General features: G+C 47.1%; 12 protein-coding genes. 3 read left to right on the forward strand and 9 right to left on the reverse strand.

Features of this window, described 5'->3' with window-relative positions:
• Positions 1-58 precede the first annotated feature (58 nt).
• On the reverse strand, positions 59-826 hold the full coding sequence (fadH, locus tag M1Q06_RS10895) for a 2,4-dienoyl-CoA reductase (protein ID WP_434399578.1): 768 nt from the start codon (positions 824-826) through the stop codon (positions 59-61).
• 128 nt (positions 827-954) lie between these two features.
• Here fadH and M1Q06_RS10900 point away from each other — a divergent pair, with 128 nt between their 5' ends.
• Positions 955-1,416 carry a YkyB family protein gene (locus M1Q06_RS10900; protein ID WP_121297823.1) on the forward strand — a complete coding sequence of 154 codons (462 nt, stop codon included), beginning with the start codon at positions 955-957 and terminating at the stop codon, positions 1,414-1,416.
• Between the two features lie 37 nt (positions 1,417-1,453).
• Here the strand turns inward: M1Q06_RS10900 and M1Q06_RS10905 are convergent, their stop codons facing one another.
• A complete protein-coding gene (locus tag M1Q06_RS10905) occupies positions 1,454-2,323 on the reverse strand; it encodes an NAD(P)-dependent oxidoreductase (RefSeq protein ID WP_434399579.1) in 870 nt (289 codons plus the stop codon).
• Between the two features lie 229 nt (positions 2,324-2,552).
• Complete coding sequence (locus M1Q06_RS10910) at positions 2,553-2,741, reverse strand: hypothetical protein (RefSeq protein ID WP_274624147.1); 189 nt, start codon at positions 2,739-2,741, stop codon at positions 2,553-2,555.
• Positions 2,742-2,878: 137 nt separating this feature from the next.
• Between M1Q06_RS10910 and M1Q06_RS10915 the strand changes: the two genes are divergently transcribed.
• Positions 2,879-3,493 (forward strand): lysostaphin resistance A-like protein, encoded by a 615-nt coding sequence (locus M1Q06_RS10915; protein ID WP_434399580.1) that lies wholly within the window; start codon positions 2,879-2,881, stop codon positions 3,491-3,493.
• A 99-nt stretch (positions 3,494-3,592) separates the two neighbouring features.
• Entirely contained in the window at positions 3,593-4,231 is a 639-nt protein-coding gene (locus tag M1Q06_RS10920; protein WP_434399581.1) for a hypothetical protein, read from the forward strand.
• Positions 4,232-4,262: 31 nt separating this feature from the next.
• Here M1Q06_RS10920 and M1Q06_RS10925 read toward each other — a convergent pair whose 3' ends face one another.
• The 6 genes from M1Q06_RS10925 to M1Q06_RS10950 form a co-directional block, all read right to left on the reverse strand.
• The gene (locus M1Q06_RS10925; protein ID WP_121297828.1) at positions 4,263-4,706 is read right to left on the reverse strand and encodes a MarR family winged helix-turn-helix transcriptional regulator; all 444 of its coding nucleotides are present in this window, start codon (positions 4,704-4,706) and stop codon (positions 4,263-4,265) included.
• Positions 4,707-4,787: 81 nt separating this feature from the next.
• Positions 4,788-6,137 (reverse strand): TrkH family potassium uptake protein, encoded by a 1,350-nt coding sequence (locus M1Q06_RS10930; RefSeq protein ID WP_216968987.1) that lies wholly within the window; start codon positions 6,135-6,137, stop codon positions 4,788-4,790.
• Positions 6,138-6,359: 222 nt separating this feature from the next.
• On the reverse strand, positions 6,360-7,730 hold the full coding sequence (locus M1Q06_RS10935; protein ID WP_434399582.1) for an anti-sigma-I factor RsgI family protein: 1,371 nt from the start codon (positions 7,728-7,730) through the stop codon (positions 6,360-6,362).
• Positions 7,730-8,476, reverse strand: coding sequence for an RNA polymerase sigma-I factor (sigI, locus tag M1Q06_RS10940; protein ID WP_434399583.1), 747 nt, complete (start codon positions 8,474-8,476; stop codon positions 7,730-7,732). The genes M1Q06_RS10935 and sigI overlap by 1 nt, the downstream gene beginning before the upstream one ends.
• Positions 8,477-8,670: 194 nt before the next feature.
• A complete protein-coding gene (locus tag M1Q06_RS10945; protein ID WP_434399584.1) occupies positions 8,671-9,429 on the reverse strand; it encodes a TerC family protein in 759 nt (252 codons plus the stop codon).
• A gap of 217 nt (positions 9,430-9,646) precedes the next feature.
• Entirely contained in the window at positions 9,647-10,726 is a 1,080-nt protein-coding gene (locus M1Q06_RS10950; protein WP_434399585.1) for an SDR family oxidoreductase, read from the reverse strand.
• Positions 10,727-10,774: the final 48 nt, after the last annotated feature.

Genomic DNA, 10,774 nt, shown 5'->3' on the forward strand with positions numbered 1-10,774 from the left:
CTTCGATTACATCATAACATAACACGATTCCCGAAACTATTTAATTGGGTGTTTTGGCTTAAAAAGGGAATTTATTCAACCACTGTCCACCGTCTAAGGTCACGATTTCCCCATTCATATAAGCCGCTTTCTCTGACATGATGAACGCTGCCAGATCTGCCACTTCTTCCGGTTTTCCAAGCCGGCCTAAAGGAACAGATTTCAAGGTCCGCTGCATCGCTTCTTGAGATTCGAAAAGTTTATCTGCGCCCCCGGTGCGTTCGATCGGGCCAGGAGCGATCCCGTTGACACGGATGCCGTATTGAGTGCCCCATTCAACTGCGAGCGTCCGGGTCAGCGACATGACGCCCGCTTTAGCGGCGGCGGAATGAGCGACGCCGGCTCCGGCATTCCAGGCATACGTTGCCAGCATATTAAGTATATTCCCCTTTGTGCCATTTTCAATCCAATAATTGCCGACGGCATGAGAACAAAAGAAAGTCCCATTCAAGACGATATCAATAACAGAGCGCCATCCATTCGGTGATAATTTTTCTGCATGGACGATGAAATTCCCCGCCGCATTATTGACAAGGCCATCGATCCGACCGAATTTCTCATGCGCAAAATTGACCATCGCCTTGGCATGTTCAGGTTCACGCACGTCCATCTGGAATGCTTCCGCCTGTCCCCGCAGCCCGGACAATTTCGTCAATGACTCATTCAATTTTTCCATATCCCGCCCTGTAATGATGACGTTTGCTCCTTCAGAGGCAAATTTTTCTGCCATATGAAAGCCCATCCCACTGGAGCCTCCGGTCACGATTATTGTTTGTTCACTCAACATCTCAACATCCCCTTTTTTTGGATCATTTCCTGCAGTTCGGCACTGGATTCGGTTTATGTACAGTGACTGAAAATTTTGATATGATGAACAAAGACTGATCAATCCACTATTGCGAAAGGAATGAGCCCATGTCCCAAACGACGAAAGATTCGGAAATCGCACAAGCTATTTTCACTGTCAACCGCCACGCTAAGACTGCTCCTGATAATCAATTTCTGTATGCATTAAAAAAGCAAGCATTGAATCTGATGATTCAACAAAAACGGGCACAAAAACTAGGCCTGCACTTCAGTAAAAACCCCCGAAAAAGCCAACAACAATCATCTGTCCTCGTGAAATGCGGCAATTATTATTTCCACATGCTCCCCAAAAAGGAAGACTTCCATTCGCTTGAGCATTTTGGAGATTTGGATGAATCCTATCGCAATCCACCGAGCCGCATGAATTTGAAACATGCAAAAGAATTGCTTCAAAATTACACCGGGCTGGAGGCGCCGGATAAAAAGCCTGCCATCTCGGCTTTTTCCAAGCGCTACGAACCGAAAGAAATGAATCGTTTCTATTCACCGAAAAAATCCTATTTTGATTGAGCCGGCCGGCGGTTCTGTACTGCCGGTTTTTTTGTGCTTATTTTTCCGCAAAATCGAAATGGCGGATCAATGCTTGGGTGCCTAGGTCCCCATCTCCTGCACGTTCCAATTCCTCATAAATCCCGAGTGATAATTTCAGCCCTGGAAGGTCCAGGCCCCATCGCTCGGATTCCTCTACCGCTATTTTCATATCCTTGATGAAATGCTTAATGTAAAATCCTGGACGGAAATCGCCTTCGATCATTTTCGGGGCTAAATTCGACAAGGACCAAGATCCGGCTGCACCAGCTGAAATGGAGCGCAATACGTTCTCGGGATCGAGCCCTGCTTTTTTCGCGTATATGAGAGATTCACAGACCCCCAGCATATTATTGGCGATATTGATCTGGTTGCACATCTTTGTATGCTGTCCGGAACCCGCCGGCCCTTGCAGAATGATATTGCCCGCAAACAAACGAAACAGTGGAAGCAAGCGATTGAAAACCTCTTCTTCGCCGCCGACCATGACAGACAGCACTGCATTCTTGGCGCCTATGTCCCCTCCAGAGACTGGCGCATCCAGGGCATGCAAGCCTTTAGCCCGTGCAGCGCCTGCAATTTCCTGCGCCAGCTTTGGCTGGGAAGTAGTCAAGTCGATAAGCACCGTTCCTTCGACGGCATTTGCCAACAAGCCGTTTTCCCCGAAATAGATTTCCTGCACGTCCGATGGGTATCCGACCATCGTAAAGATCACTTCCGCATCTGCCGCCAGTTCCTTCGGATTGTTTTTCCAGGACGCGCCTTGTTCCAGTAAATCCTCAGCTTTCTTGGCCGTTCTCGTAAATACGGAAAGTTCATGGCCGCCCTCCAGCAAATGGCGTCCTATGCTATTGCCCATGACCCCGGTACCGATAAATCCAATTTTCATTTGATTGCCTCCTTTATATTTCCATAATAGCAAAAATCATCAGTCTATTCACTCTTCTTTTTTGGCATAAAAAAAAGGCCGGTCCATAAAGGGCCGACCACAAAAGGGGGAAATGAGAATGTTGCTGTGTTCAAGTATACTATGCCCCCTCCAAACATAGGATAAACCTTTTTCTCAAAAAAAAATTTCATTACATGATTTTCCGGCGCCGCCTCATTATGTTGCGACTTTATTTGGACGGTTCTACCGTATATTCATATTGCGTCTTGCCGTGATGGAATGCCGTCCCCCGAAAATGTTTAAAGTCTTCCCGTTCAGTCAATATCTTGCGGAACTCAAGAAATTCGTCTTTTGGAATATCCAGCGTGTCGATCTCGCCATTTTTCAATCGCTCCAGTTCGTTCGCATAATCAGTCATGAAATGTTCTCCTTTCCTTTCGTGTTGTTAAAACCCTTCTGTTATAATACTATACGGACGAAACCATACCCGTCCAGCCACATTGCGCTTTGCCCCCAATCCGGGCAGCCTTTGTTGATTTTAGGAGGATTTTTTCTATGCTTACTCTATTAAAGCGCCATACGCTTATTTGGCTATTGCCGCTTTCTCTTTATTTGTACCATCTAGCTTTCGAAAATACAGCCATCTTCTGGTATATGTATACGTTTGCCATTCTGGTGCTGATGTCGATTGCACTTATCAATTACGCTGTATTCGATGAAATGAAAACCTGGAAATCACTAGTGTACGGTACCTTGTTCGGGGGGATGATCTATGCCTTCCTGGCGTTCGGTTATCTATTCTTCGATATCCTTCCGCTTAATGTGGAAGGCCCCGTCACCGCCATGCAAACCCTGTTCGCCCCTACAAGCATCTGGCATTACCTATTATTGATGTTTGTCATCGTTCCAGGTGAAGAACTCTTTTGGCGAGGCTATATCCAACAGCAATTGAAAAAATACATGAAACTGCCGTTCGCCATTTTAGGTTCATCCCTCTTATTCGGCATCGCGCTTGCCTTCAGCGGCTTTTGGCCAAGTATTGTGGCAGGCATTGTGGCAGGGGCATTACTCGGCATCCTGTATGAATGGAAACGCAGCATGCCGCTGTTGATCATCACTCATTTGATTGTCCTGGTGCTCTTGTTCATCGTCATGCCGCTGCCGGTTTAAGCTAAATGCCGGTTTCGCACAAATGGCCTTAGCGAACTGCTTGAAACATTCCCTCCTTCTGCCCATCTAATTGGGAAATTGGAAGGAGGAATTCAACTCATGAAAAAGAATGCCTTATTCATTCCAGCTATCCTCACTGCCGGGATTCTGCTTACAGGCTGCGGAACTGCAGACCTTGCAGGAGAAGAGCCTGAGACGGAACCAGCCGAGACAACTGAGGAAGAAAGCAGCGACACGACACAAGACATGGAAACGCCTGAAGAAGCACCTGAAGAGCCTGAAGCTAGTTCCGGCAACGAACATAGCGAGACTCCTGAAGGCGAGCTGACGATGAGCGATAACCAGGCTTATCAGCTCCATGTGCTGGATGGCTATGAGTTCACTGCAGAAGAACCGAACCGCGACGTCATCTTCCTGCAGGAAAACGATGCCGTCTTCATGCGTGTTGAAACTTATTATCCAAGTGATATCGATTTCGATGAGCTGGTTAGCAATACACAAGATACTGTCCAGGCTTCTAATCCTGATGCTGAACTGGCTGAGTTCACAGACTATGATAGCTCCGCATTCAGCAATTCAGTAGCCTATGAAGTGGAAACGGCTGAAGGCCACGTAACCGGCATCGCCTTCGAATCCGATAATATCGTGGTTCGTGTGACGATCTTTGACCATAGCACCGTCGAAGCGAGGGACGATTTCATCCAAATGGCCCAAACGATCGAACGTGTGCAGAAATAAAAAAAGATCCTCCCAAGCGGAGGATCTTTTTTCAATAGGACAAGTCTTTGATCGACAAGCCGATTTTCTTCATCAATTCGATGGCCTGCTCTTTTTCTTCCGATGATAAAGCTGCCGTCAGTTCGTGAAGCTTTTGCTCGTGTGCCGGGAAGATGTCTGCCATGAATGTCTTGCCTTCTTCCGTAATTTCCGCATAAGTGATGCGGCGGTCTGTCGGACAATTGACACGCGTGATAAACCCGCGTTTTTCCAGCTTGTCGATGACATAGGTGATCGACCCGCTGGCAAGTAAAATTTTACCGCCGATTTTCTGCAACGGCTGCCGCCCTTTATGATAGAGCAGCTCCAACACCGCAAATTCTGTTGGATTAACGCCGTTTTCCTGGAAAAATTGGTTGGTTTGTTCTGAAATCGCTTTATGTGCACGGGACAAAACGATAAACAGTTTCAATGACTGTTTGATGTCTTCATTCATTTTCGTTCACTCATTTCCGCTATGATTACTCGATTATTTCAATTATATCCCTTTGACAGCCGAATAGCACGTGCAGTTGACTTATCCGATAATCACGCGTTCTTTCGGATAATGGAATTTCGTCGGATCCGTCTTGCCGCCGATGGTGAACAAGAAGGAAATCAAGCCGACCCGCCCGATGAACATCAGGACCATGACGATCACTTTGCCGATCGAGGATAATTCACTCGTCAGCCCGAGCGACATACCGCACGTACCGAACGCTGAAGTGATCTCAAAGAGAATTTCCACGATGGATGCGTTCGGTTCAGTGATGATCAACAGCATCGTCGCGACGATGACCATTGTGCCTGCAAGGAAGAGGACCGCAAATGACCGGAACACATCAATCAACTCGATTTCACGGTTGAAAATCTGGATCGTGTTCTTGCCTCTCGCAAAATTAATCAAAAACAGGATAGCGATCGCAAAAGTGGTCGTCCGAATACCGCCGCCTGCCGAACTTGGCGAGGCTCCGATAAACATAAGCGCACTCATGAATACATTGGTCGCGTCGCTGAACTGGGTGATATCGATGGTGACCAACCCGCCGGAGCGGGATGACACAGAATGGAACAGGGCCCCGAAAAAGGTCTGGTGCCACGACATCCCTTTAAAGGCATTGACCGACTCCAAAATCAAGATCCCGACCGTGCCGACGACCAAGAGCATGCCGAAGATGCTCGTCGTAATCTTGGTGAACAGCGAGAACCGGAAATTTTTTGTCTCGTTCGACAAAAACTCTTTCAACTCGATCAATACCGGAAAACCGATCGCACCAAGGATAATCAGCAGCATATTGACGATCTGGACAAAATAGTCATCGACGTAAGGCTGCAGGGACGCGCCGGTAATATCGAACCCGCCATTAGTTGTGGCTGTGACCGATCCGAAAACGCCGTGCAATAGAGCTTCGCTGAAACTATAGAAATACTGCGTGAAATAGACGGTCAATATGAGCGCGCCGATCGCTTCGATCAACAACAGGATCTTGACAATTTCAGTGATCAATTTCACGACGCCGGACATGCTCGACTGGTTATGGTCGACCATGATCAATTGGCGCTCTCTCAGCCCGATCCGTTTGCCGAGCAGGATCCAGAAAAATGTCCCGATCGACATGATGCCGATGCCCCCGAATTGCAGAATCACCATCAACACGATGATGCCAAACACCGATAATGTTTGCGATACATCTATGACGGTCAGGCCGGTGACGCTGACAGCGCTGACGGCGGTAAATAATGTGTCGATATAGGTCATGCTCACCCCAGGCTGCAGGACTCCTGGAAGCCGCAGGAGCAAAAAGGAAAAAGCAATCGCTACGAAATAATACGCCACGATTGCCTGTGCAGGTGTAAGATTTCGGACACGTTGAAATGATTTATTCATAGGCGTAAAATTCCCTTCCGCAACTGACTCTCTTCCCATTCTATGTAAAGTACGGGGAAAAGAAAAGGGCTTTTTTGTAAAGCACAGTCCGCTTTATCTGTTCCAATGCAAAAGAGCCGCTTTTCCTGTCTTATTTTCCACTGCCGCAGAATAAGCGCTTATTCCTTTGAGTTACACCGCTGAATGCGGATTTGAAGGAATAAGCGCCATTCACAGAAGGCATTATGGATTTTTCTTATCTTTCTTGTCTTGCTTGTCTGCTTTTGGAGATTTCTTTTCATCGGCTTTGGGTGAATCCGAGACTCCCTTTTCCTTCACATGGGGTTTGGCCTGTTCAGCTTTCAAGTCCTTTGGTTCCGCTATCTTCGCCCCATCTACTTTGGAAGAATTGCCGCTATTATTGTTGCTGTTGCTGTTGCTGTTGCTGTTGCTGTTGCTGTTGCTGTTAGAATTGCCTTTTTTACTGTCCTTTTCTTTTGGTTTGTCTTTGCCGTTATTGTCTTTGGACGGTTGTTCAGTTTTGTTCTTTCCGGAAGAAGGCTTTTCTTTTTTCGCTTTTGTTTCAGCTTTTGAATTCCCAGCGTTGTTGCCTTTTCCAGCATTCGGGCTTTTCGGTTTAGCCGGCTCAGGTTTTTCTGGTTTTTTCGGTACTTTTTTTGCTGCTGGAGCGTTGGAGCCAGGTTCTTTTGATTTGCTGTCAGGTTTCTTTTCTGGAACAGGTTTCTTTTCCGGAACAGATTTCTTTTCTGGAACAGGATTTGCCTGTGTATCCGACTTTTGTGTTTTGTTTGATTGGCTATTGCCCGGAGAGGAAGGCTCATTTTTCGGTTTAGCCTTTGGAGTAGCAGGATCTTCAGCTTTCGAAGGGGCCTCCTGGCTATCCGGTGCTTTTTTTCCCTGCGTATTTTTTTCTTCATTTTGCGCAGGCTGGACATCATTTTCTTGTTTCTTTGGCGACGTGAAAGTTCGGTCTTTTTCGATTAGCTTCGCGACTGGCACTTGTTGTTCTTTTGCCTCGCGCCATTGCTTTTTATTCGCTTCTTTCAAATGCACCCGCAAGTTTTTATTGCTGCCGGCAAACAGTGCCGCCAATGCGATCTGTTCCACGTTAATCGCGGCATCCGATTCTCCATCTCCTCGTATCGTGGTAATCGTCACATGCTCTGTATCTTCATCCACGGATAAGGCAAGCACGTTCTCTAAAACCACTTCGAGTTCACGATTTTCCCAATCGGTTAATTGAGCAATCAATTTTTTGCCGTCCTCATTCAGCTCCCTCAGCGAAATGACGTGCCAGGCCTCGTCTACGCCGAGTTCGATTCCCGGGTTTGATTCAACTTGTACATAGCCATAAGCTTCTTCGGCGGGGAGCATCCATGTGGAAATCAGTAAGAATAGAGCCGCGACCGAAGCTATGAGCGGCACGGTAAACGGCTTGAATCGGCGGTTCGAAGCTTTTACGGATTCGAAATATGCCTCTTCTCCCACTACCGTACTCCCTGTCGGCCTGCCGGTTACAAAGCTGCCATCTGCAAGCATGTAGACAGAACGGTCTCCATCAAGTTCCATACATATGCCTTTTCGCATTCGCATCAGTTCAACCGCTCCTTTAAATAATCTTTTAAATAATGCAACTCGCTCATTATCAATAGCGACATTGCAATTATGTATTTCCTGTTTCTCTCAATAGTTTTTCTCGAGACCTGGACAAGTTCCTCGATATGTTTGACCGGCAGTTTTTTCTTATCAAGCAAGAAGTGTTTGTATTCATCCGTTTCCGCTACCAATTGCGCGATTTGGATTGCATTTCTCCTGGCGTCTTCATGTGCAGGAGAAACTTTGGCGATCATTTGGAAAGATAAGCCGAACTCTGAGAGCATTTCCTCGAATTGGACAATCTCTTCACGCCGCTTGGCAATCTGCTCCTGTTCTGAATAGAGAGCCGATGATGCCCGGTCGCCGATATAGTTGTGATGGTCTTCATTCGGCGATGCTGTGAAATCATGGCTGAATTCCAGACGCTTGCTTTCTTTCCGGATATGGTCAATTACTCTGCGCCTGATGACCATATGCGCGAAAGTTAAAAACGACGCCTCATGTCCCGGACGGTATTGGCGCATTGCCTCATGAAATGCCAAGAGCGCGATGCTGAATTCATCCTGATTATCATCGATGAACCGCTTGCATACTTGTGCGGCGGTTTTTTTCACGAACGGGATATGTGAAGAAATCAATTGCTCTTCGGCCTCTTCATCGCCTTGTTGTGCGAGCTTCACCAATGTTTCAGCGGGCATTTCTGCTCCATATCCAAACAAACCGCCCAAAGCAGTCAATAGCATGCAACTCACCTCATTTCAATTCCTTTTTCTCTATTGTATCTTTCAGTCCAGGAATTTGGAAGATTGAGGCGGTCTTGCTAAGTATTACATTCGTGTGACAGCGAGTGTTTGTGTCCGTTACTAATGAAGCAATGCATAAAAATAGCCCTGCGGAGAAAATGCTCCGCAAGGCTATTCGACCAATCTTTATTCAATTAAGCGTTTTGTTCTTTATTCTTTTTAAGACCTGTAAACACTCCGGTCAAGACGATGCCTAAAAGCACAAGCCAGAAAGTAATTGTCCACGCCGTCGAATGCGGAAAATCATGCGGTAAGACACCAAGTTTGTCGTGGGATAAGGTCAAAACGACCAATTTGACCCCTACCCAGCCGACCACGACGAATGCCGCCGTTTCAAGCTGTGGGTATTTCTCCAACAGCCGGACGAATTTATGGGCCGCAAAACGCATGATGATTACACCGATCAACCCACCTGCAAGCATGACGCCAAACTGTCCGCCATTGATGCCGCCGATGTCAAAATCGCCAAGATGCGGCAATGTTACCGCGAGTGCAACGGCCGCGAGCATTGAGTCGACGGCAAAGGCGATATCTGCCAATTCCACTTTTAAGACGGTCATCCAGAATCCCGATCCTTTTGTTGTTTCGGGTTCTATTGTATGTTCTTTCCCTTTGCGCTGGTCATATATGTGCTTGACCGCGATAAACAACAGATAGGCTGCGCCAAGGGCCTGAATCTGCCAGATATTCACCAAGAATGTGATCATGAACAAAGCTGCAAAACGGAAGATAAATGCTCCTGCCAAACCGTAGAACAAGGCCTTTTTCTGCTGGGGTTTCGGCAAATGCTTGACCATGACAGCCATAACCACCGCATTATCTGCAGCGAGCAAACCTTCCAGCCCGATGAGCACAAGCAGCACCCATGCATATTCCAATAAGATAGTATCCATAATTCCCCTCCTATTTTTTCCCGACAAAAAAGACCCATGCCTAATAAAAGGCAAAGGTCTTGCTAAGCGTCGTAATGTGCCGCTATCACAACCGATGGCCACAAGCCACGTCTTGACGACTGTGAAATAGGTTTCCCTATAGCTACTCCCCTTTGTCGAGAGTTCGAATTATTGGTCTGTAGATGTATTATAGCACTTGTACGGACAGTGTAAACAATTAGGCGATTGTCACGTGGTATTTGCGGTCTTCTTTATGTATGTTGTAGAACTCCACCATTGCCGGAATCGTTTCCAGAAAATCCGCCGGGCGGATGCCGCTTCCTTCCAATAAAGACTGGGCGTTTCGCGTATCGAATTGCGCTTGCCAGTCCATATAATCCAAAGTTTCCGCTTCGACACCGAGATATTTACGGATCGCCGGCGCCTTCATCGATATAGCCGCCAGTTTTTTCGGGATCCTTCCTTTCGGATAACGCCCGGTCATTTCATGGACCATTGCCCGGTACACTTCCTCTACAGGATGAGGATTGGGGTCGGTTAGATGAACCGTCGCAGACTCGGCCTTTTTAAGTTCGCTCAAATACACGGTGGCATCCAAGATGTAATCGACAGGCACGACGTTAATGACTGTGTTCGAGTGTCCGATGTATGGAATGGCAGGTAAATGCCTCATCCGGTCGATCATATTCAAAAAAAAATAGGGCCCATCGAATTTAGAGGTTTCGCCACTTGCGGAATGACCCCTGACAATTCCTGGACGGATGATGGTCGTCGGCACTTCCTTTTTCAATTGTTCAACGAGAAGTTCTGCTTCAAATTTAGTTTCTTCGTAATGGTTTTTAAATGATTCCGGACGGATGAGTTCACTTTCGAGCAACAGTCCTTCACGCTTTCCAGCGATATACGCCGTGCTGAAATACATATAGCGCTCCAGTTTATCGAGTGTTTTCACTAAATCATTAACGTTTTGAGTGCCTAGGATGTTGACTTTTTTCGCTATATCTTCCGGCACCGCCAAATCATAGATTGCCGCCAAATGCCAAAAGACGAGTTGCTGTTTTCCAAGCCAGGACCGGTCTTCTCGTGAAAGCGCCAAGCCTTCTACCGTGATATCTCCCGGCAGTAAGCGGATCGGCCCGCAGCCTGTCTTCCCCTCAATGCTGAGTGCCTGCTTTTGCGCTTTTTCCATTTCACTGGGCAGGACGATTGCCGCCAAGCCCCACCTTTTTCGGGCGCACGCTTCCATCAAACGCGTTGCAATAAACCCCGGAAACCCGGTAAACACCATCATCTTCATCCAATCACACCCCTTTTCTGTATTCTACTAAAAAATGGATAGCTGTGC

This window comes from Planococcus sp. 11815, from assembly GCF_051096385.1.
In the GTDB taxonomy this organism is placed as follows: domain Bacteria; phylum Bacillota; class Bacilli; order Bacillales_A; family Planococcaceae; genus Planococcus; species Planococcus citreus.

Coding starts and splice junctions, on each gene's coding strand:
- fadH (WP_434399578.1), bottom strand. CDS start 826: ATGTTGAGTGAACAAACAATAATCGTGACCGGAGGCTCCAGTGGGATG.
- M1Q06_RS10900 (WP_121297823.1), top strand. CDS start 955: ATGTCCCAAACGACGAAAGATTCGGAAATCGCACAAGCTATTTTCACT.
- M1Q06_RS10905 (WP_434399579.1), bottom strand. CDS start 2,323: ATGAAAATTGGATTTATCGGTACCGGGGTCATGGGCAATAGCATAGGA.
- M1Q06_RS10910 (WP_274624147.1), bottom strand. CDS start 2,741: ATGACTGATTATGCGAACGAACTGGAGCGATTGAAAAATGGCGAGATC.
- M1Q06_RS10915 (WP_434399580.1), top strand. CDS start 2,879: ATGCTTACTCTATTAAAGCGCCATACGCTTATTTGGCTATTGCCGCTT.
- M1Q06_RS10920 (WP_434399581.1), top strand. CDS start 3,593: ATGAAAAAGAATGCCTTATTCATTCCAGCTATCCTCACTGCCGGGATT.
- M1Q06_RS10925 (WP_121297828.1), bottom strand. CDS start 4,706: ATGAATGAAGACATCAAACAGTCATTGAAACTGTTTATCGTTTTGTCC.
- M1Q06_RS10930 (WP_216968987.1), bottom strand. CDS start 6,137: ATGAATAAATCATTTCAACGTGTCCGAAATCTTACACCTGCACAGGCA.
- M1Q06_RS10935 (WP_434399582.1), bottom strand. CDS start 7,730: ATGCGAATGCGAAAAGGCATATGTATGGAACTTGATGGAGACCGTTCT.
- sigI (WP_434399583.1), bottom strand. CDS start 8,476: ATGCTATTGACTGCTTTGGGCGGTTTGTTTGGATATGGAGCAGAAATG.
- M1Q06_RS10945 (WP_434399584.1), bottom strand. CDS start 9,429: ATGGATACTATCTTATTGGAATATGCATGGGTGCTGCTTGTGCTCATC.
- M1Q06_RS10950 (WP_434399585.1), bottom strand. CDS start 10,726: ATGAAGATGATGGTGTTTACCGGGTTTCCGGGGTTTATTGCAACGCGT.